This window comes from Sphingobium sp. EP60837, from assembly GCF_001658005.1.
Taxonomy (GTDB): domain Bacteria; phylum Pseudomonadota; class Alphaproteobacteria; order Sphingomonadales; family Sphingomonadaceae; genus Sphingobium; species Sphingobium tyrosinilyticum.
This window is the reverse complement of sequence record NZ_CP015986.1, coordinates 2,640,624-2,661,188: the sequence shown is the minus strand read 5'-3', so window position 1 is coordinate 2,661,188 and position 20,565 is coordinate 2,640,624. Positions and strand designations below refer to the sequence as shown.

Genomic DNA, 20,565 nt, shown 5'->3' with positions numbered 1-20,565 from the left:
CCAGCCTCCGGTCACATCAGTTCTTCGCCCAAGGGGGGCGCGAGCCGCCGCCGTTGCTACTTGCGGCACTGTTGGCGATGACTGCGGCACTGGGCATGGATAGGCCGGCAGCCTTCCAGGCGACGACCTCGTTCTTGTCCCCATATTGCTCATCCCGCTTGATCTTGAGTTTCACCTTGCAGGATCCGCCGATCAACTGGTCGCTATCCTCAACCTTGGCGAGGCCGATGGCCCGCATCAGATCGCCAAGCTGCTGACGTCCGATCTCTTCTGCCTTAGGGTTCTGGTTGCGGATGTTGAGATTGCCGAACACAATCCGCCCCTCATGTGTGGGGCCGGTAACAGTGTAGCCGACCGCGATATAGGCGCCGCCTCCCGTCTTGGTGTCCTTCACCTCCGCCTTGGTGATGTTGACATCATACCAGCCATCCGGAAGCGGATCGAAGCCGTTACCCTGCGGCAGATCGTCAGCCGCGTATGATTGACCTAAAAACGCCATGATAGTTATTCCTCTTCGATTGGAGTGATTGCGAAAGACGGGCGCCCCGGCTCTGTGGTGATGGCTGCCGACAAGGGGCGCGTGATGTTGTCAGCCGCGTTCTTCCATGCGCTCATGTTGATCTCCGGCTTCCACCGGAACAGCGCGGACAGGTGATCCGACAGCCCATTTTCAGCCGCCAGCTCCTGCAATCGGTCGCCGTCGATCTTGCGGTTAAGCCGCGTGGTGATCTTGATGGCGAAGCCGTCAACCTTATGGGTGCTTGACCCTTCCTTTGCGTTGGCGAGATCCATATCCTTCGCCATCTGATCTTCGATCCAGCGGCGCTTTGCAGTCGCCGCCGCCTCGGCTGCTTTGGCCTCAAGCCATTGTGCCGCCCAGGTCATGCTGCCAGCTTCCGGATAATAACGCCCAGATCTGGCTCTTCCCACATGTCCAGCTTGCCGCGAGCACCGCGGGCCTTGGCGGTCCATGAGCCGTCGCTGTCAGTCATGAGCATCCGCTGGGCGGTTCCATCACCGTCCCGCTCCACCCGCAGGGCCAAGACGATGTCGAAGAAATATGGGAGTTGCTGCGTCAGGCTCTTGCCAGGCATGGATGGATTGTAGAGCAGTTTACCCATTTCATCCTGCGACTTCTCCAGCTTGGCTGTGAAGTAGACATGCTTGTCGGGAAGATCGCGGAAGGCCCTGATTAGTTCGGCCATAGTGCTATTGAGTTCACCGTAGGCCGCGCGCCCATCCTTGTTGTTCTTCAACTCATGGGCAAGAACGACCTCGGCAATCTCGCTGATACTGTCGAGCGCCACACTCTTGAACTGCTTTGCTTCGTCACTACTGGACAGCCATTCATAAGCCTCCCGCAGCGCTTCCATGCTGCCTACCTCGATATACGGCAGGTCATGGTCCTGAATGGAAAGCAGGCCGCCTTCCGCTGACAAGATGATGGGATCAGGAAGCGACGGGATCAGCGAGGTCTTGCCTGCGCCCGCCTGCCCGTAGGCCAGGATTTTCACGCCACTGGCAGAGATGCCCGACGTGCTCTTTAGGTTGATAGCCATATCGATTCTCCCGCCGACGTTCGGGCCATTCCGGGTGTCGGCGCGAGAGAAAGAGTATCAAACTTGGTTGACGTTGCAACATAAAAGTTTCAATTATCAAACTCCAGTTGGGGAAATGGTTGAAATGTTGACGATAGATTGCATCCGGAAACGTCTCGAAGATCGCAATTTGAAGCTGGTGGCAAAGCGCACTGGCTTATCCTATTATATCGTCCGCCGTGCTCGCGAGGGTGCGGACATCTCGTACAAGGCGGTAAAGTCTCTCTCCGACTATCTGGCTGCCTGACCCGTGGCCGATCTCAGCAATATTTTAGGCGGGCCATGGTCGCCGCCGTCGCGCCGCAATGTCGAGCCACCAGAGACGCAACTTGCTGACGCGATGCGCGAAAGTGGCCTATCGGCGCCAGCCTCGATCCAGATGGACGGTCGGATCCACCGCTTTTCATCGGACGGCAAAGCTCGTGGCGACACAGGTTGGTATGTTGCTTTCTACAATGATGGCGCATCCACTGGATGTTTCGGCTGCTGGAAGAGCGGGATCAAGCAGGAGTGGCGGGCGGATCTCGGGCGTGACCTCACCGACGCTGAAAAGATGGCGCAGGCGCGAAAGATGCGTGAGGCGCGGGATATTCGCGATCATGAACTGGAGCGCAACCGCGCCGTCGCCGCTGATACCGTGGCGACCATCTGGGAGCGATCGATGCCGGCCAGCGCCGATCACCCCTATCTGGCGCGCAAGGGCGTTCAGCCCAACGGCGCTCGCGTTACAGGTGACGGGCGCCTCATGGTGCCGCTTTACAAGGCCGATGGCGAACTGGCGTCTCTCCAGTATATCGCCCACGATGGCGGCAAGCTCTATCATGCCGGTGGCTTGACGGGCGGATGTTCCTGGATGGTCGGGGACATGTCGCCGGGCGTCCTTTACGTGGCCGAAGGCTTCGCCACTGCTGCCACAATACACGAGGCGACAGGCCGCCCGTGCGTCCTTGCCTATAGCGCCAGCAACATCATTCCCGTCGTCGGCTCTCTGAGGGAGCAGTATGGCCCGGCGCTCGCCATTGTTATCGTGGCAGACAATGACGAAAGCGGAACCGGCCAGAAATATGCCGACCAGGCATCAGCTAAATATGGCTGCTCTGTCATCACCCCGCCCGATCGCGGGGACGCAAACGATTATGTGCAGTCTGGGGGTGATCTGGCGTTGCTGCTCAATCCCCCCCAAGACGACTGGCTAATCCCTGCGGACGACTTCTGCGCGCAGCCCCAGCCCATTCGCTGGCTCGTCAAGCGCTGGCTTCAGGATGAGGCACTTATCATGGTGCATGGCCCGTCTGGCGGCGGCAAAACCTTTGTCGTTCTCGACTGGTGCCTTCACATCGCATCGGCAAAGCCGGAATGGAACGGACACAAGATCAAGCCAGGCGGCGTCGTCTATCTGGCCGGTGAAGGGCATAGCGGGCTGCGGGGGCGCGTGGCGGCATGGAAGGTCCACCATGGCGCTGCAAAGCTCAACATGTGGCTGAGTAAGGCGGGATGCGACCTCAACACACCCGAGGGATACAGGCGGGTTTCTGATAGTATCCGCGCGCTGGGTGAACTCCCTCGCCTGATCGTGGTCGATACGCTGCATCGCTTCCTCCAGGGCGATGAAAATAGCGCCCAGGACGCCAAGACCATGATCGACGCCTGTGGCGCGCTCATGCGGGAATTTGGCTGCTCGGTCCTACTAGTCCATCATACTGGCGTGTCCGACGAGGCCCAGCACCGGGCTCGCGGCTCATCAGCATGGCGTGGCGCGCTCGAAATAGAAATCAGTGTCACCCCAGTCGGGGATCTCCGCAAAATCGCGCAGAAGAAAATGAAGGACGGCGAGGAGGCGGAGGATGTCTTTGTCGAATTGCACAATGTGCCGCTTGCCGGGTGGCTCGATGAGGATGGGGAGCAGGTCTCCAGCGCCGTCCCGGTGATGGCTGAGCCCCCCATCGAGCGGAAGAAGGACGACAAGCTGTCGTCATGGAAAAAGACCTTCTCGGCGGCTTGGTATGCGTCTGGCGCGGAGGAGGCAAAAGGCGCTCCCTATGTCAGCCGATCAGCCCTCATGCGGTATCTCGTCACAGGCATGGGCATGAGCGAAGAGGCGTCAAAACAGGCCCTAAAGCCGGGTCAGCCCAACCGTCTAATCGGGGCTCTTTTGACTGCCGAAATCATCGTCCCGGAGGGACATGGATGGGTCGTAAATGACGGACAAATGGCCTCGTCCCTCCTGATCTCTAAAAATGGCTAGGGGACAAGAAGGGACAAGAGGGGACATTTCAACTTGTCCCCTAAAAAACCACGGAAAACAGCCATTTTTTCAGTCGAAGGGACAATGGTGGGGACGGACATGCGGCGGAAGCTGACGAGGGGACGGACAGGACACACACCCTTTAGGGTGTGTCCCTTGTCCCCTCTGTCCGCTGCGAGCTTCAAGCCCTGCTGAAATCAGCCTTCTAAAATAGGCCCTACCTGAAACTCCAAAGTATGATATTTGAAACTATTATGGAGCTTCCCAAAATGACCACCACCATCTCGGAGGGTAACGCATGACACAGGGGGTCACGAACGACTGCGCACATGGTGTGCCAATGGGATTGCCGTGCGGCGCGTGCGGCACTGTCCCTGCTGACATTGCGGCTACCTTGGAAGAGCGTGGAAGCCGTTACGGACGCTTCGACAAGCACGCCGCCGTCACCCAGGGCATTAAGACCGTTCTGTTCGACTGCCGCGCCCGCTCCAGCCTCGCACCTGATCAGGTCGAAGCACTGGAGATGATCGCGCACAAGCTGGGGCGCATCGTGAATGGCGACCCTGACTATGCCGATAGCTGGGTGGATATTGCCGGATACGCAAAGCTCGTGGCTGACCGGCTGCTGACCGGGTTTAGCGCATGACATGCCCGACCTCTTCGACCGTGACGACCTTTCTCCTGCCACCCGTTTCATCTGCTGGCTTCTCCAGGAGGACAGGAGCCGGAAGGATGCTGGAGCCTACGCACGGAGGCTGGGGGTCGATCTACACGCAGCGGAATACTGGCACAGGAATATCAGGAGGCGGTGATGAGTGAGTGTTCGTCCTACCAGCGGCAGAGCCTAACTTGTCGCGATGGGTTCATTCAGGTGGCGAAATGCTGGAACTGGATGCCGTGCGAGTGCGGGCAGTTCAAAGCAGCGTACATGCCGCATTGCCTTAGGGATGATCTCCCCGCGCACATGGTCGCAGAAGATGGGTCGCCTCCTCACTACCGCAAGCACAAGGAGGCGGGCAAGTGAGGGGAGCGCGTGGGCATAGACCAGGCTGCGTACTGCGGGGCGTCACGCTCATCCTATCGTTCTGCTGCTGTGGCTTTCCCCGCGATAGGGATGGTCACCGTATGGCCGAGACGGGCACCGGCTCGGTTCATGACCAGCCCGGGCCGAAGGCATCGCCAAAAGGGGAATAGCATGGCCTACCTCGAACGCACCCTCCTACAGCTAGAACTCCTCTTCCTCACCCGGAGACTGAACCAGCATCCGGAGGCGTATTCGGAGATACTGACAAGGATGTTCATCATCCACGGCAGGCTTCTCCAGTTAGACACATGGCCCACAGGCTTTGACGCAGCTCAGCGGTGGATGAGGGGGGAATGATGGACGCAGAACAGATCGAACGTTTCAACCTGCTTCAGATTGAGACGAAGCAAAGGGTCGAAGATGGGGAGCAGTCGGCAGGCATCCAGTTCTACAAAAATCCACAAGAGGCGGTGGATCATTCCGGCTTCGTGGGCGTGCTTGAACTTCGCGGCGACGGCAAGGTGCCCCACCTGGCTTCTGACATCGACATGAAGGGCTGGCGTGTCGAAGCACTGAACTCACCCTACGATTTCATGATCGAAATGGATGCAGGCTCCTGGGTCAAGTGCAATGGCCGCTTCCGCATCAGTGTGAAGCTCAATCCTGACTACCTGCCCAGCCCGACAATCTTCGGCACACCAGAGGGGGAATGATGGACAGCTTCAAGATCCTGTCGCGCATCTTCGGGCCATCAGAGTGGAGATGGCCAGCAAACGACAGGTAGCATTTCAACAGCGGGGGATAAGATGAAAACGGGGGCGCCGGAAACTGAGCCGGTCATAGTCAGCGATCATGCGCTGGTCCGCTACATCGAGCGGGTCCATGGATATGATCTCACACCCATTCGGGAAATGATGCTGACCAACGCGGTACGCACCGCGGCGCAGATGGGCTGTCGCTCGGTCAAGCTTGGCTGCGGCGCCCGCGTTATGTTGCGGGGGCATACGATCATCACGGTATTAGCCAAGGGAATGAGGGGGGACGATTTTGTCTAATCGGGGGCGACCGCCTGTCACCAGGGCGCGGGTATTGAACTATTGGCAGAAGCATGGACCTTGCAGCATCATGCAGGTCTGCCGCTGCACGGGCGCGGAGCGCAGCCATGTGAAGCGGATATTGCGGAGGGCGGAGCAATCCCCGCCAGCACACGCAGCACTGGCGGGGTAGTCGGGGGGACTTCTGAAACCCCGCACGACTCCGCAAGTTCCCTGTGATTTTTGCCCCATGCACAAGGGTTTGAAGCTGCTGTAATTGGTTTCCCACTATGACCGAGGTGGGCGTAAAAAAAACGACTGGAAAACGGAAGGTCGGGGATGGCACCCCCGGCCCCGGTCGGCCCAAGGGTGTTCCCAACAAAACCACCACCATGTTGAAGGACGCGATCCTTCAGGCCGCTACGAAGGCAGGCGGCAAAGATGGCTTGATCGGCTATCTCGTCACGCAGGCGACCGCCAACCCGCAATCCTTCTTGCCGCTGCTTGGCAAGGTCCTGCCCATGCAGGTCACAGGGGAGGATGGCGGCCCGATCAAGGTCACGCGCATTGAACTGGTCGGGGTCTCGCCCGAATGACAGCGGCGCAGATCAAGATACCCGCCAAGCTGGTGCCGGTGTTCGAGGGTGAGGCAGACACGCGCGGGGCCTATGGCGGTCGCGGCTCAGCAAAGACGCGTACCTTCGCGCTGATGACAGCGGTGAAGGCGTACAAATGGGATATGGAAGGGCGGCAGGGCATCATCCTGTGCGCCCGCCAGTTCATGAACAGCCTGGCCGATTCCTCGCTGGAGGAGATCAAGGCTGCGATCCGTGAGACGGAATGGCTGGCTCCCCACTTCGACATTGGTGAAACCTATATCCGCACCAAGAGCGGGCGCGTCTCCTATTCGTTCGTCGGCCTGTCGCGTAACCTCAACAGCATCAAGTCGAAGTTCCGCATTTTGTTGGCGTGGATCGATGAGGCGGAGCCGGTCACGGAAGAGGCGTGGGCAAAGCTGATCCCGACACTGCGTGAAGAGGATAGTGAGCTTTGGCTAACCTGGAACCCTGAGCGCAAGAACAGCGCGACGAACCAGCGCTTTCGCCACGCCAACGACAATGATCCGCGCGCCAAGATCGTTGAGATGAATTGGCGGGACAATCCGTGGTTCCCGGCAATCCTCGATCGCGTGCGGCTGAAGGATCAGCGCGAGCGTCCCGATCAATATGGGCATGTCTGGGAGGGTGAATATCTCACCGTCATTGAGGGCGCCTATTACGCCAAGGCACTGACCCAAGCGAAGCTGGAGAACCGCGTCGGCAGGATTGCCGCCGACCCGCTGATGACGCTCCGGGCGGTTTGGGACATTGGCGGCACCGGGGCGAAGGCTGATGCGACCGCCATTTGGATCGTCCAGTTCATCGGCAAGGAAATCCGTTTTCTCGACTATTACGAAGCGGTTGGACAGCCGCTTGCCAGCCATATCCAGTGGCTGCGCTCGCATGGTTATGAGAATGCCCATTGCATCCTTCCGCATGACGGCGCCGCCCATGAGAAGGTCTATCAGACTACCTACGAAGGCGCACTGAGGCAGGCTGGGTTTCAGGTTGAAGTGGTGCCCAATCAGGGCGCAGGGGCAGCGATGCAGCGGATTGAGGCTGCGCGCAGGCTGTTTCCCCAGATGTGGTTCGACGCCGACAAGTGCGCGGGCGGCATCGATGCCATCGGTTGGTATCACGAAAAGCGCGATCCAGAACGGGGCATTGGTCTCGGCCCTAATCATGACTGGGCCTCTCACGGCGCCGACGCCTTCGGGCTGGTCGCCGTTTCCTATCGCGAGCCGAAAGCCGCTCGTCCCATCCAATATTCCAGCAAGGGCATCGTTTGATGGCAACCGCTCCATTCACGCTTGAAACCGAAGAGGCGCAGCCCGACTACGAGGCGCTGCTGGCATTCCTGCGCGAGGAAGAGCAGCGGGCCTATGACAGCGAGCTAACCGATGAGCGCATGACCGCGCTCGACTTCTACAATGGCGAGCCCTTTGGCGACGAGGAGGACGGCAAGAGCCAGATCGTCACCCGCGACGTTGCCGAGGTGATCGACTACATGACCGTATCGCTGCTGCGCACGATGGTGAGCGGCGACAATGTTGTGGAGTTCGAGCACCCCAACAAGCAGCTTGCCGAGGAGGCGACCGCGCTTGTCAGCCGCGAGTTCTACCAGGGGCAGGACGGCTATTCGATCATCCATGACTGGATCAAGGCGGGGCTGCTGGAGAAGAGCAGCGTCGTCAAATGCTGCATAGAGGAACGCGCCCCCCTTCGCCGTGAGGAAGTCCTTTCGGTCGAAGAGATCGCCGTGATGGCAGACCAGGGCGTGCAGTTCATCCAGCAGGCGCAGATGGATGACATCGGCCAGCAATATGCTGTGGCATGGCTGGAGCCGCAGCCGCCCATCCTCCAGGACTATGTGACGCCCAACGAGGAGCACGGCTTTGCTGCTGATGCTCGCGACCTGGACCGCGCCTGTGTCTATTCCGTGTTCAAGACGAAGAAAACCGTCAGCGAGATTGCTGAGATGGGCTTTGATGTGTCGGGCCTTAGCGATGATGGCGGGGACGACTTCAACCAACTGGCCCGCGCGCGCGATGGCGGGCATAATGACAGCAGCTTTGATTACCGCACCGGGGCCAACCGCTCGGTCTGGCTGTATGAGGAATATTGCCGCTTCGATCTCGACGGCGACGGCATTGCCGAACTGCTGAAATGCCTGCGCGTCGGCTCCCACATGCTCGACGTTGAGCCGATCGATGAGCAACCGGGCGTCATCTGGTGCCCCTTCCCGATGCCGGGCCGACTGGTGGGCCAATCCCTTGCCGACAAGGTGATGGACATTCAGCGCACGCGCTCGGTGCTGATGCGGCAGGGGCTCGACAATCTCTATCTCACCAACAATCCGCGCTGGACGCTCAACGAAGCATCGATCGGCGACAGCACGATTGACGACCTGCTGACCACCAACCGTCCTGGCGGCATCATCCGCCATATCGGCCAGCAACCACCGATCGCTGTCACCCTGCCCTTTGCGGCACAGTCCGCCTTCGAAGTGATGGAGGTGCTGAACGGCGAGAAGGAAAGCCGCACCGGCATTACCCGGCTCAATCAGGGCCTCGACGCGGACGCCCTAAACAAGACCGCGACCGGCACCGCGCTAATGCAGGCGCAGGGGCAGCAGATTGAGGAATATCTGGCCCGCAACTTCGCGGAAGCCTTCGCCCGGTTGATGCTGAAGAAATACCGGCTGCTGTGCCGCTTTGGTCAGCCCACCACTGTCAGCATCGACGGCGAAGAACGGCAGGTGAACCCGCGCCAGTGGCCCGAAGACATGAACATCCGTGTCCGCGTCGGTCTGGGCACGGGCCGCAAGGATGAGCGGGTGCAGAACCGCATGATGCTGATCCAGTTGCAGCAGGCCGCGGCACAGTCGGAAATCCCGATCAAGCCCGAGCATTTCTTCAACAGCGTGGCCGCGCTGGTCAAGGATCTGGGGCTTGGTGTGCCGACCGACTATTGGCCGAGCCCTGACGACCCGCAGGAGCAGGAAGAACCTGCCCCCGATCCAGCGCTGGTAAAGGTGCAGGCCGATGCACAGTTGAAGGAGCAGCAGCAGCAGATCGATGCCCATCTGAAGCAGCAGCAGAACGAATATGATCTGCAGGCCAAGCGCGAACAGGCCGCGCTCAGCGAGCAGCTTGCCCGACAGCGGGCCGAGTTTGAGGCGTCCTTGGCGCTGCGTCGGCAGGCGTTTGAAGAGAGCATGGCAGAGCGGCGCTTTGCCTTTGACCAGGAAATGGCCCGTAAGGATCGGGAGGCGGAAAACGCCCTACCTGAGATGCGGCCTGGCGGAGATTTGGCGGAATGAGCGAACGCATCCTCGAACTGGACGAGCGCCGCAAGCGTGCCCTCTCCGCCAAGCAGGCGCTGGAGTTCATCACGCCCACCATCGAAGCCCTGCGTGAGGAATATCGCGAGGCGCAGATGCGTGCGGCGATCAACGAGCCCGACAAGCCGCAGAAGATCATCAATCTCTCGGTCGCCCAGCGCGTCATCAACACCGTGGAAGCTCAGCTAATGGCCGCCATGAAGGATGGTGATGTTGCGGCGAAAGAGAAGTCCCGCGCTCAAGAGATTGCCGCCATGTCCCCGGCCAAGCGCCGGTTCCTCAATTTTGCGCCTAACTGAAGGAGGCTGAACGATGCCCGTAGATTCAAGCACGCTGGAGAGCGTCCTTGGCCCCGAACTGGATGCGATCCTTGGTCCTGAAGAGGAACAGGAAGAGCAGGAGCAGCAGGAGGACGGGGATGAAATCGACCTTTCGGAAGCCGAGGAGGGCGATGAAGCCGCCGAGGATGATGCCGAACAGGGCGATGATGAGGAAGAGGCGGAAACCCCCGCGGTAGAGGCCCCTCATAGCTGGTCGAAGGAGGACAAAGCCCTCTTCGCCCAGCTTCCCCCTGAAGCGCAGGCGGTAATCCAGCGCCGGGAAACCGAACGTGACAATTTCGTCAAGCAGAAGGCGTTCGAGGCGAGCCAGACCCGCAACCAGGTTGCGACAGAAGCGCGGGATATCATCGCCAAGCTGCATGATGACCATGTGCAGAAGCTCACCATCTACGCCCAGCAGATCATGCCCCAGGCGCCCGATGAAAGATTGCTTTACACCGGGAATCAAGAAGATGTAACATTGTACAACCGGCAGATGGCCGCCTACCAGCGCAGCGCTGACCAGCAACGCGAGTTGCACCAGCAGATTGCGCAGTCTCAGGCGGCCGCTCAATCTGCGCGGGAACAGTCGCAGCAAGCCGAACGCGCTTCGGATGCCCAGCGGTTGCAGGAACAGCTCCCGGAATGGTTCGACCCATCCAGCGGCCCGAAACTGCGCGAACAGTTGCAGTCCATCGGCGCGGAACTCGGATATCCAGACGAGCTGATGGCGGAAGCCTCCTCTACTGACATCCTCGCTTTGAAGAAGGCCCTCGAATGGAAGGCCGACGCGGAGAAATACCGCAAGGCGATGGCAAAGCAGATGGAGACCGTCCGCGCTGCGAAGGGCCTTCCCAAGATGGTCCGCCCCGGCACCAAGCCGAGCAAGCAGCAATTGAATGCAGCAAATAGCCAGAAGGCATGGGACCGCGTGAAGTCCAATCCCAAGGACGGAACTGCCATTGCCGACTGGTTGGGTCTCTGAATGAAACGGGTTTCCGCGTCGCGATGACGCCGACCCTCCCTTGATGGAGTTTTGATATGGCTGTTCCCAGCAATACCATCCAGAACGTCTCCCGCGTCGGTGTACGCGAAGACCTGGACAACAAGATCGCCGAACTGTTCCCCGACGAAACCCCCTTCATCGACATGATCGGGCGCTCGAAGGCGAGCAATACCTATACCGAGTGGCAGACCGATGGTCTGGCCGCCGCGAACCACGACAACAAGGCTGTACAGGGCGATGACCTCACCAATGGCAGCCGCGCCAACACCACGCGCGTGGGCACGCACACTCAGATCATGACCAAGGTTGTCGGCTCGTCCACGACCGTGGAATGGACCAACAAGGCCGGTCGCCGGTCGGAACTGGCCCGCGAAATCATGAAGTCGGGCCGCGAACTGCGCACCGACATGGAAAAGCGGGCCCTTGGCAACTATGCCTCGGTTGCGGCGGCTGCGGGCACTGCGGGTGAAACCGCGGGCGCCCAGGCGTGGCTCACCAGCAACGTCTCGCGCGGCGCGTCTGGCGCGAATGGCGGCTTCTCGGCGGGTATCGTCGCGGCGGCCACCAACGGTACGCAGCGGGCCTATACTGAGGCCCTGCTGAAGACTGTCCTTCAGTCGGCATGGTCGGCGGGCGGCAATCCCAAGGCGGTCATCACCAACGGCACGCAGAAGCAGACAGCCGCGGCCTTCGCTGGCATCGCCCAGCAGCGCCGTGAGACCGGCAACAAGAAGGCGACGATCATCGCTGGCGCCGATATATACGTGTCGGACTTCGGCGAGGTGCAGTTCGTACCTGATCGCTTCGCTGATGCACGCTCCGCTCTGCTGGTGGACCCGGATTATTGGGACATCGCGGTCGGTGATCCGCTGCATGTGGATACGCTGGCCCAGACCGGCCTTGCCACCCGCAAGGCGCTGATCACCGAATGGGCGCTGCGCTGCCTCAACCAGGCCGCCTCCGGCATCGTGGCCGACCTGACTTAACGGGGGGTGGGGCTGGCCTTCGGGCTGGCCCCATTTTTTCAGAGGAACGATCATGGTCCGCAAGACGCATTCCAAGGCTGAGACGATCAAGGTCCGCATCAAGCGCGATGGCGTGTTCATTGCCGCCGATGTGCGCCGCGAGACGGGCGCGGAAGAAACGCTGCCCACCGCTGACGCTGAAGCGCTGATCAAGAAGGGGCTCGCTGATGCGCTCTGATTGGGAAATGATCGATGACGGATCCTTTAACGGGGTCCGTAAATTCATTCGCTCGGGCGACGAGCCTGACGATGTGCAGATTCGCTACGAGGGTTGGGACGTTCAGCCCATCCTTGACCAGAACAAGGCCGCCCAGGCCGACAGCTTCGATAAGCGCGGCGACATGTGGTACGCGGCCCGCATCCCGGCGTCCGTCATGTTCGAATGGATGCACAAGCACGGGGTAAATGCGTGGGACCCGGCTCATGCCGATGGCGTCAAGCGCCTGCTGAATGATCCCGAATATCGATACCTGAGGGTCAACCACTTCATCATGTGAGGATGCCGCATGGCTATTTCCCTCGACGTAATCGTTCCTGGCACGATCGGTGAATATGACGATCTTGTCGCCATGGTGGGCGACTGGCTCGACCGCGACGACCTGACCGATCGCATTCCTGAATTTGTCGCGCTGCTGGAGGCACGGCTCAACCGCTTGCTCCGCACGAACTTGCAGGAAACGGCGGCGGTGTGGGCGGTCACGGACGAGGAATATGCCCTCCCCGATGACTTCCGTAAACTGCGGCGGCTGAACGTCGCGGGGTCTGCACAACCGCTTTCGGAAGTGGCTTCCAATGACCTGCCGCAATGGTCGAGCTTCGGGCAAGCGCGCGTCTATGCGGTGGAAGGCCGCTATCTGCGCTTCTCCCCGGCGCCGTCAGCAGAGAACCCGCTGACGCTTTCGGCTGTCTACTGGCGCCGCATTCCTCCGCTTGGGACCGGCCAGCCCACCAATTGGCTGCTGAATGAGAACCCGGATATCTATGTCTGGGGCGCGCTGCACCAGGCGGCAACCTATATCCGCGACCCTGACGCGATCGACACATGCAAAGCCTATCTCGATGAGGCGATTGCCGAGTTGCAGCAGGCGAGCCGCAAGGATGCGTGGGGTGGCCCGTTGGCCCCCTCTCCTGCCCGTCAGGTGCGAGGCGCACGGTGCTGAAGCGGCTTCTCTTCGGCCCACTGGAGCCCGACAAGCCTATAGCATTGTCGCGGGCTTATAACGCATTCCCCGCGGCCGAAGGCTATCGCCCGGTCAAGTCGCCGGTCACTTTTGCCGCCACGCTGGCGGGCATCATAAACGGCGCGTCCTATGTGTCGTCCGATGGCGTGGCATCGATGATCGCGGGAACGGCCACCAACCTCTACAGCTATGATGGAACAGCCTGGAACAGTGAACTTGGCTCGCTCTCCGCCACAGTCTGGCGCTTTACCCAGTTCGGGGATCTGGCTATCGGCGTGAACGGCGGGGCGCCGGTCAAATATGACCTGACCGCGGGCACGGCGGCGGCTTTGGGTGGCTCTCCGCCTGTGAGTGACCTTGTGGCAACGGTGCGCGATCAGGTGTTTCTTGCCGGTGATCCCACAGCCAGAAACACGCTCGCCATCTCCGGCTACAATGACAGCGAGGGATGGACCGCTGGCATCAATCAGGCGCTATACGTCCCCTTCCCTAATGGCGGCGATATCATGGGGCTGGCCGGGGGCGAAACCGGCATCATCCTCCAGCGCAATTCGGTACGGAGGGCAACCTATAACGCTGACGGCGTGACCTGGTGGACCTTTGACGAGATCGCCAGTGACATTGGCTGCATGGCAAAGGGCTCGGTGGCCCGCGAAGGCAATTTGGTGTTCTTCCTCTCTGAGGAGGGGTTCAAGGTCACCGATCGCAACGAGGTGCGCCCGATCGGCCAGGAGAAGATCGACCGCGAGTTTTTCAGCCTCTACAGCCGCGACGACATCAAGAACATGACCTCGGCGGTTGACCCGCGGACAACGACCGTGATGTGGGCGATACCGGGCACGCCGGGCCGCATCTGGTGCTATGACTGGACGCTGGGCGCATGGTCCACCATCGACCTGTCGCTCCGTGCGATCTTCTCAGGCTTCACATCGAGCATCTCCCTGGAGGCGATCGACGCGCTTTATCCGGGCGGCATCGACACAGTTCCGATCAGCTTGGACAGTGACATCTTCGCAGGCGGCAATCCGCTGTTGGTGGTCGCGTCGAACAGTGGCGCGATAAGCACGCTCTCGGGCTCGAACATGGCTGCGACCTTCGCGTTCAAGCCGACCGAGATCGGCGACGGGCAGCGGGCGCGGATCAGGGGCGCGCGGGTCGTGTCCGATGCTGTGCAGGGAACCGTGACGGTCGATGTGCGGGCGCGGGCGGGTGATACGGCGTCCACGCGAACATCGGGCAGCATCCGCGACAATGGCCGCGTGCCTTTGCGGGCCAATGGGCGGCATGTGGGCGTGCAGGTCGATATCCCCGCGGGTGCGGTCTGGTCCTATGCGCTGGGCGTCGATGTTGAATTTGAAATGGCGGGCGGACGCTAATGGGCATGTTCGGCACAAAGCTCGGGGCGAAGGACGAGGGCCGCTATCAGGACTGGCGCTCGCGCTTGCCATCCGACCTCCAGAATGAAGGCGACTATGACTTGCGCGGCGCCTTCATGGGCAACGCGCAGGAGGCGGCGAATGGTCACCTTCCAGACACCTACAAGCTGCCCAACCATATGACTTTTTCGACCGGCAGCCAGTATAACACGCCGCAGACGCCGGGCGGAGAATGGGTGGACGCGGGCAATGACCAGTGGGCGTTCTGGGCCTCGCCATTCAACCTGCAACAGCACCCTGGCGCCAAATTGGGAGACTATTTCCGTCAGTATGAGCCGAACAGTGCGGTCGTGCTGCCAATCGGCTACAAACTGACAGCTGGGCAGAGGGGGCGATGATCCCGCTGCCCCCCACTCCTCCCGCAGCGTCAGCATTGCCGGAATGGTGCCGCAAGGTTGCAGGGCTCATCAATGGGCTTCTCGCGCGTCGGCAGTTCCCGGAAAGCGCGACCGCCCCGACTGATCCCCGTCCCGGCGATGGCTGGTTCGATACGGGCGTGAACAAGGCGAAGCTGTGGGATGGGACGACATGGCAAGCGCTGTGGTGAGCGTGCCCGGATGGGAAGAATATCTCCGCTTCCGCGATGATCTGGCGGGCATGTTGGACCTGCGTTTCTATACCTTGGAATGGCTCGATGGAGAGGTATGGAGCGGAAGGATAAGGCTTTTCACAGAGTCGAAATCCTGTATATTGGTTTCGCTGAAGGTTTATCCGACCGGCCTCAAAGAGTGCCATGTCGAAGCTGCAGCCGGGGAATTGAGTGAGCTAGTCTCAACAACCATCCGCCGAGTGGAAGAGTGGGCGCAGCATCAAGGTTGCTCCACCATCGTTATCCAGTCGCGTGAGGGATGGTTGAAGGTGATGAAGTCTAGCGGTTATTCTCTCCATCAGACGGCAATCCGGAAGGAGCTTTCCTGATGGGTATCTCGTCCTCCAAATCCACCAGCAAGACGACCTACGGCAAGGACGCCCTGCCCAAGATCAATGCTGCGACGGACGCCATTACCGGTGCCTATCAGGGTGTGCGGCCTGACCTTGCCAAGGTGACGGCGGGGCTTGGCGCTTCCTTCGACGCCTTCAATCCGAACAAGCCCAACATCACCGCGGCGAATGGTTATGTCGGGGATGTGCTGGGCGGCAAATATCTCCAGGGCAATCCCTATATCGATCGCATGATCGCCGACACAGGCGACAGCGTAGCCGACCGTATCAATGCCCTTTTCGGGCGCAATGGACAGACCGGCTCGACGCGTCAAATCGGTGAACTGGGCAAGCAGCTTGCGAGCGCGGAAAACAACCTGCGCTATCAGGATTACAGCAGCGAGCGCGATCGGATGGCGCAGGCCACCAGCGCAGCGGCGGGCCTCAGTGAGGCAGAGAACAACAATCTCCAGACCCAGGCGGCCTTGGGTCAGTCCTTGGTCGGCATCCCGCTCGATGTGGCGAACCAGTACGCCAGCGGCATTCAGGGCCTTTGGGGCAATAACCTCAACACGAAGACGAAGACCGGCATGAACCTCGGCGCCATGCTGATCGGCGGTGCGGCCAATGCTGCATCGGCATGGGCTGGCGGAGGCTTCAAATAATGGCGATGATGTTCCGCGGGCTCGGCAAGCCGACCGATCAGCTTGATATTCAGATCGCTCCGCAGGGTGGCGGATTCGGCCCGACCGATCCTGGCATGTCGATGCCGTCTCAAATGCCGATGCCCCAGACTGTGCCCGAGAAGCGCCCCGGCGCGAGCTTCGCAGGCATCGCCGCCGACTTCCTTGCCGGGATGGCAGGGCAGCAGGGACCTTATGCGGCTCAGGTTCAGCATCAGCGCGCTTTGCAGGAGCGGGAACGTCTCGCGCAGCGGCAGCGTATGGCGGAGCGGGATGACTATGTCTGGAAGCTTCAGCAGAAGCAGCAGTTCCCCGACCCGGTCGCGCCCCACTATTGGGAGACGAATGACGGCTCTCTCGGCATGATCGGCCCCGATGGCAAGCCGACCATTGCCTACAAAGACCCGACGCCGAAAATCAACTGGATCCGCGCAGACAATGGCGACGGCACGCAATCACTCATCCCGGTGGGGCCTAATGGCCCGATCGATGCGAAAGGAGGTGATCCTGCTATCTCTCCGACGCCGGGTCCGACTGGAAACAGCGGCCCGGCATCGGCAGGCCCCGGTGTGCCGCATCTGACTGTCGATCAGATGCGCTCCATAGGGCAAGGCGTCAATTTTTCGCAGTGGCAGCAGCGTGAGGGGACCCCGGTTCTCGTCACCAGCGCAGAGGAAATGGCGCGCGTCCCGGTAGGCACGCTGGTTATCAGCCCTGATGGGCGCCGTGGGGTGAAGAAGTAATGGCTCAGGACTGGTTTGATCAGGGTGTCTCGCAGGCGGCTCCGCAGGGGGCGCCGCGAAGCGGCGGCTTGCAGCCTATTACGATCGGACGACCTGACCCTAAACTGCCGCTAGAAATGGACCGCATCCGGCAGCAGATGGAGATGGAGCGCATTCGTGTGCAACTGGCGCAAGATGCAGCGGCGCGCGCCAGGAACGAACAGGACAAACCGCCAGCAGGGTATCGTTGGAACTCTACTCATACCGGCTTTGAATTTGTCCCTGGGGGACCCGCCGACCCTGCGACTAAGCAATCCGGCGCTCCGCAGTTGAGCGCGAAAGAGCGCGCGGACGCTATTGCGGCCTTCAATTCTGCAAAGCGGATTGACCAGACCGTCGCTCAACTTCGCGAGCTATATAAGAGTGGGCCGGGCGCCACCTCTGGCTTGAAGGGACTTCAAGATTATTTCCCCTCGACTGCAAACAAGCGGTTCGACACGGCGGGGAACAAGTCGCGCGGCGATGTTGGGCAGGCGCTTGGGTTCACTGGTGGCCAGCTGAACACGGCGGCTGAAGCCGAGATGGCGGTTGGCCCCTATCTCCCGAAGGCGGGTGACCGTGACGAGGTTATTCTCGACAAGATCAACAGCCTGGAGGGGTTGGCCCGCAATGCCCGCGAACGGTCAATCGCAGTGCTTGGCGGCGCTCCTGATGCCAACGGGCGCGTGACGCCTGTTGACCCAAACAAGAGGGGTAATGATGGGGCAGCAGCCCTTCCTCCTTCCGCCCCGCCGCCTTCGATGCTCGGCCCTAGCGCCGCGGCCCCCGTGGTCGATCCTAGCGGCAACCGTGAGTTTTCCACCGAAGTGGATAAGGCGCTGGCCGCTGAAGCGCAGGCCGCATTCAATGCGGGTGCAAGTCGGGAGCAGATCGACGCCATCGCAGCAAAGTATGGCGCGCAGCCGTTCGGCCCTGACCTCGACCAAGCCATAAAGGGGCGCCAGGCGGGCGCACGAACTCAGTTCTCCACGCCGACAACTGGTCGGGAAAGCGCAGGTCTTGCGGGCCAGATGCTGGGCGGCATGGCTAGCGGGCCTCTCGGCTCCTACACGATCAATGCGGGTAACGCTGTGACCGCTGGCGGCTTGGATGAGGTCGTGGGCTGGATGGGTGGCAATCCTGCGGTTGCGCAGGTCGCCAAGGATATGTCGCTGCGGGATCACCCTTACGCTGGCCTCGCTGGATCCATGACGGGCGCTGCACTGGCCTCCTTGGGGGCCACCAAGGCTCTCGGCGCGATTCCATCGGTTGGTGGGAAGTTGGCCACCATGGGTGGTGGAATTGTTCCTGACGCACTCTATGGGGCAGCATTCGGAGCTGGCGAAAATAACGATGACCGTCTGACCGGGGCGTTGTTCGGGGCGGGATCTTCCGCGGCGGGCAACGTAATCGGGCGCGGAATGTTCGGTGGCGCCGGGAGAGCTGTGCGAGGTGTCTCTGATCCGGCTGTGCGCTATCTCAAGAACCGCGGGGTGCCTCTCACGGTCGGGCAAATGATGGGCCAGAATGGTGTCATCGGCCGGACGATCAAGGGAGTTGAAGATAAGTTCGAGTCAATCCCATATCTCGGGGATGCTATTCGCCAGCGCCGCGAAGAAGGTTTGGACGCCTTCGGTAGAGCCACGTTCAAGGACGCGCTGGAGCCTATCGGGCAGCAGGTGCAGGGAACGGTAGGTAATGATGCGATCGAACAAGCCCAAGGGCTTGTCAGCCAAGCGTATGACAATGCGCTGGGGCCCGTGCGCCTTTCCGCTGATCCAGCTTATCAGACGCACATGGCAGCGGCGCGAGCGGCGGGTGGCAATCTTCCCGGGCCCTTGGCTGACACGTTCAATGCGACCTTGGCTAATCGGGTGGACCCCTTCGTCGGCACGGGACAGATGACGGGCCGCGATTTACAGGCGGCGATCAAAGGTCTGCGCACGGACGCGGGCTCTGTTATTAAGAAGAGCGAGCCCATGGCCGACCTCTTCAAAGACCGAACTGTGGACATAGAGGACGCGCTTATGGGCCTAGCCGAGCGGCAGGCGCCAGGTACCGGGCAGGCCATGAAGGATGCGAACAGCGCCTATCGCAACCTTTCAATCTTGGAGGATGCAACGCTGGCGGCTGACAATGCGGGCGGGAGATACACCCCGGCTCAGCTGGGGCGCGCTATGATCAGCAACACCAAGCGCTTTGGCGGCAAGCGGGCTGCGGCGTCGGGCGATATGCCGTTTCGTGACCTTCAGAGCGCCGGGCAGCAGGTGCTTCCGTCCACCACGCCAAACAGCGGGACGACTGATCGCGCGCTGGCGACTTGGGTTCTTCCTGCTACGGTTGGTGGCGTTGCGGCGACCGGCGACTTGACCGACTATCTGCCGACTGAAGCGGCGATTCCGCTGACGTTGGCTGGGCTTGCATCAACCAAGGGCGGCAGGACGGCGCTTGAGAAGATGCTACTGGGCCGGTCGGAAGCCGCCCGATCCATCGGGGACAAGATCTATGACAATCGACGCATCGGCGGAATGTTCGGATCGCCGTTGCTCTTGGGCTTGTCGCAGGGCCAATGATTTTCTGGACTTGCGCTTTCTCAACAGAGACTCGATGAAGTGGCGAAGAATGGCCCCACCGAAGCAAGTCAAGACGATGAAGGTCAGCTTGTCCATGTCAGCCAGGGATGCAGAACGCGTCTGGCACGCGGGGGCCTTGCACCAAAATGGCGCCGGGAGCGAGGTTTGCGTTTGACCGTGCGATCCTTGCTCTAGCTTCTGATTGCACAGCCTCTCGCGCCGTTTCGCATCGAGCTTTTGTGGGATAATCCACCGCTGTTACTCCGCCTTCGGAGTAGGCGACAATGAGCTTGTAACCCGTTGATTGCGCGAAGGCTGGTTCGGGCTGCAGCAGGAGCATCCCGGCAAATCCGGCAGAGGCGGCCACGATGTTCCAGTTAATGTCCACGGGGTTATGCTACCCTAACTGAAAGGAAACGACAATGAGCGACAGTTGCCAGGGCGTTGCAGGCGGCACATCCGCAATCACACTTCCGCGCAATGTCATCTGCATTACCATGTATGTAGGCCCATTGATCAAATTCCTTTGAGGCTTCTGTTGCCGCATGCTATTCTTTCGCTGCCGGTCGTGGAAACCCGGTGAGCACGCCAAGGTGCCCACCGGATCCCGTTACTGGAGGAAGAAGACCAACAAAGCGATCGACCGGATGATCGCCGCCAGATTGACTTCAACCTTCAGCCTTTTCGTAGTCCAAGAAATCATCGCTGATACCTCGGGCCACGACCGGTCGCAGCCCATGAGGGTTGCGTTTGCCGCGTCCAGTGCAACCGATAAGGATGGTTGCGGGCAATCTCCTCACCATCCGCGTTCTAGAC

At 60.7% G+C, this 20,565-nt stretch carries 25 protein-coding genes; 22 read left to right on the top strand and 3 right to left on the bottom strand.

The window, feature by feature from the left end; translation table 11 throughout:
- Positions 1 to 16 precede the first annotated feature (16 nt).
- From EP837_RS13055 to EP837_RS13045, 3 genes are read right to left on the bottom strand one after another with little or no spacing between them, the layout of a single operon-like run.
- On the bottom strand, positions 17 to 499 hold the full coding sequence (locus EP837_RS13055) for a DUF669 domain-containing protein (protein WP_066528328.1): 483 nt from the start codon (positions 497 to 499) through the stop codon (positions 17 to 19).
- 5 nt (positions 500 to 504) lie between these two features.
- Positions 505 to 885, bottom strand: coding sequence for a DUF7173 family protein (locus EP837_RS13050; protein ID WP_066528325.1), 381 nt, complete (start codon positions 883 to 885; stop codon positions 505 to 507).
- Positions 882 to 1,559: an ATP-binding protein gene (locus EP837_RS13045; protein ID WP_066528323.1), complete on the bottom strand. Its 678-nt coding sequence runs from the start codon at positions 1,557 to 1,559 to the stop codon at positions 882 to 884. The genes EP837_RS13050 and EP837_RS13045 overlap by 4 nt, the downstream gene beginning before the upstream one ends.
- A 124-nt stretch (positions 1,560 to 1,683) precedes the next feature.
- Here EP837_RS13045 and EP837_RS21000 point away from each other — a divergent pair, with 124 nt between their 5' ends.
- From EP837_RS21000 to EP837_RS12940, 22 genes are all read left to right on the top strand, one after another.
- Positions 1,684 to 1,845 (top strand): hypothetical protein, encoded by a 162-nt coding sequence (locus EP837_RS21000; RefSeq protein WP_156518503.1) that lies wholly within the window; start codon positions 1,684 to 1,686, stop codon positions 1,843 to 1,845.
- Between the two features lie 3 nt (positions 1,846 to 1,848).
- Positions 1,849 to 3,843 (top strand): AAA family ATPase, encoded by a 1,995-nt coding sequence (locus tag EP837_RS13040; protein WP_066528322.1) that lies wholly within the window; start codon positions 1,849 to 1,851, stop codon positions 3,841 to 3,843.
- A gap of 298 nt (positions 3,844 to 4,141) precedes the next feature.
- Positions 4,142 to 4,489, top strand: coding sequence for a DUF6378 domain-containing protein (locus EP837_RS13035; RefSeq protein WP_197486285.1), 348 nt, complete (start codon positions 4,142 to 4,144; stop codon positions 4,487 to 4,489).
- Between the two features lie 549 nt (positions 4,490 to 5,038).
- Positions 5,039 to 5,224 carry a hypothetical protein gene (locus tag EP837_RS13025; protein ID WP_066528318.1) on the top strand — a complete coding sequence of 62 codons (186 nt, stop codon included), beginning with the start codon at positions 5,039 to 5,041 and terminating at the stop codon, positions 5,222 to 5,224.
- Entirely contained in the window at positions 5,221 to 5,580 is a 360-nt protein-coding gene (locus EP837_RS13020) for a hypothetical protein (RefSeq protein WP_156518501.1), read from the top strand. Before EP837_RS13025 ends, EP837_RS13020 begins: the two co-directional genes overlap by 4 nt.
- Positions 5,581 to 5,673: 93 nt before the next feature.
- Positions 5,674 to 5,922 (top strand): hypothetical protein, encoded by a 249-nt coding sequence (locus tag EP837_RS13015; RefSeq protein ID WP_066528314.1) that lies wholly within the window; start codon positions 5,674 to 5,676, stop codon positions 5,920 to 5,922.
- A 269-nt stretch (positions 5,923 to 6,191) separates the two neighbouring features.
- Entirely contained in the window at positions 6,192 to 6,497 is a 306-nt protein-coding gene (locus tag EP837_RS13010) for a hypothetical protein (RefSeq protein ID WP_066528312.1), read from the top strand.
- Entirely contained in the window at positions 6,494 to 7,789 is a 1,296-nt protein-coding gene (locus EP837_RS13005; RefSeq protein WP_066528310.1) for a PBSX family phage terminase large subunit, read from the top strand. The genes EP837_RS13010 and EP837_RS13005 overlap by 4 nt, the downstream gene beginning before the upstream one ends.
- Positions 7,789 to 9,822 carry a portal protein gene (locus EP837_RS13000; protein ID WP_066528308.1) on the top strand — a complete coding sequence of 678 codons (2,034 nt, stop codon included), beginning with the start codon at positions 7,789 to 7,791 and terminating at the stop codon, positions 9,820 to 9,822. Before EP837_RS13005 ends, EP837_RS13000 begins: the two co-directional genes overlap by 1 nt.
- Positions 9,819 to 10,142: a hypothetical protein gene (locus EP837_RS12995; protein ID WP_066528305.1), complete on the top strand. Its 324-nt coding sequence runs from the start codon at positions 9,819 to 9,821 to the stop codon at positions 10,140 to 10,142. Before EP837_RS13000 ends, EP837_RS12995 begins: the two co-directional genes overlap by 4 nt.
- A gap of 13 nt (positions 10,143 to 10,155) precedes the next feature.
- On the top strand, positions 10,156 to 11,148 hold the full coding sequence (locus EP837_RS12990; protein ID WP_066528303.1) for a hypothetical protein: 993 nt from the start codon (positions 10,156 to 10,158) through the stop codon (positions 11,146 to 11,148).
- 56 nt (positions 11,149 to 11,204) lie between these two features.
- Positions 11,205 to 12,155 carry an SU10 major capsid protein gene (locus EP837_RS12985; protein WP_197486284.1) on the top strand — a complete coding sequence of 317 codons (951 nt, stop codon included), beginning with the start codon at positions 11,205 to 11,207 and terminating at the stop codon, positions 12,153 to 12,155.
- Positions 12,156 to 12,207: 52 nt separating this feature from the next.
- Positions 12,208 to 12,372, top strand: a complete 165-nt coding sequence (locus EP837_RS20995) for a hypothetical protein (protein WP_156518499.1) — start codon at positions 12,208 to 12,210, stop codon at positions 12,370 to 12,372.
- A complete protein-coding gene (locus EP837_RS12980; protein ID WP_066528301.1) occupies positions 12,362 to 12,691 on the top strand; it encodes a hypothetical protein in 330 nt (109 codons plus the stop codon). The genes EP837_RS20995 and EP837_RS12980 overlap by 11 nt, the downstream gene beginning before the upstream one ends.
- Positions 12,692 to 12,700: 9 nt before the next feature.
- Positions 12,701 to 13,354 (top strand): phage adaptor protein, encoded by a 654-nt coding sequence (locus EP837_RS12975; RefSeq protein WP_066528300.1) that lies wholly within the window; start codon positions 12,701 to 12,703, stop codon positions 13,352 to 13,354.
- The gene (locus EP837_RS12970; protein WP_066528298.1) at positions 13,348 to 14,751 is read left to right on the top strand and encodes a hypothetical protein; all 1,404 of its coding nucleotides are present in this window, start codon (positions 13,348 to 13,350) and stop codon (positions 14,749 to 14,751) included. The genes EP837_RS12975 and EP837_RS12970 overlap by 7 nt, the downstream gene beginning before the upstream one ends.
- Before the next feature lie 5 nt (positions 14,752 to 14,756).
- Complete coding sequence (locus EP837_RS12965; RefSeq protein WP_156518497.1) at positions 14,757 to 15,149, top strand: hypothetical protein; 393 nt, start codon at positions 14,757 to 14,759, stop codon at positions 15,147 to 15,149.
- A complete protein-coding gene (locus EP837_RS12960) occupies positions 15,146 to 15,358 on the top strand; it encodes a hypothetical protein (RefSeq protein ID WP_066528294.1) in 213 nt (70 codons plus the stop codon). Before EP837_RS12965 ends, EP837_RS12960 begins: the two co-directional genes overlap by 4 nt.
- On the top strand, positions 15,340 to 15,729 hold the full coding sequence (locus tag EP837_RS12955; RefSeq protein WP_156518495.1) for a hypothetical protein: 390 nt from the start codon (positions 15,340 to 15,342) through the stop codon (positions 15,727 to 15,729). Before EP837_RS12960 ends, EP837_RS12955 begins: the two co-directional genes overlap by 19 nt.
- The gene (locus EP837_RS12950; protein ID WP_066528289.1) at positions 15,729 to 16,397 is read left to right on the top strand and encodes a hypothetical protein; all 669 of its coding nucleotides are present in this window, start codon (positions 15,729 to 15,731) and stop codon (positions 16,395 to 16,397) included. The genes EP837_RS12955 and EP837_RS12950 overlap by 1 nt, the downstream gene beginning before the upstream one ends.
- Positions 16,397 to 17,158 carry a hypothetical protein gene (locus EP837_RS12945; RefSeq protein ID WP_066528286.1) on the top strand — a complete coding sequence of 254 codons (762 nt, stop codon included), beginning with the start codon at positions 16,397 to 16,399 and terminating at the stop codon, positions 17,156 to 17,158. Before EP837_RS12950 ends, EP837_RS12945 begins: the two co-directional genes overlap by 1 nt.
- Positions 17,158 to 19,749, top strand: coding sequence for a hypothetical protein (locus EP837_RS12940; RefSeq protein ID WP_066528284.1), 2,592 nt, complete (start codon positions 17,158 to 17,160; stop codon positions 19,747 to 19,749). The genes EP837_RS12945 and EP837_RS12940 overlap by 1 nt, the downstream gene beginning before the upstream one ends.
- The last annotated feature ends 816 nt before the right edge of the window (positions 19,750 to 20,565 follow it).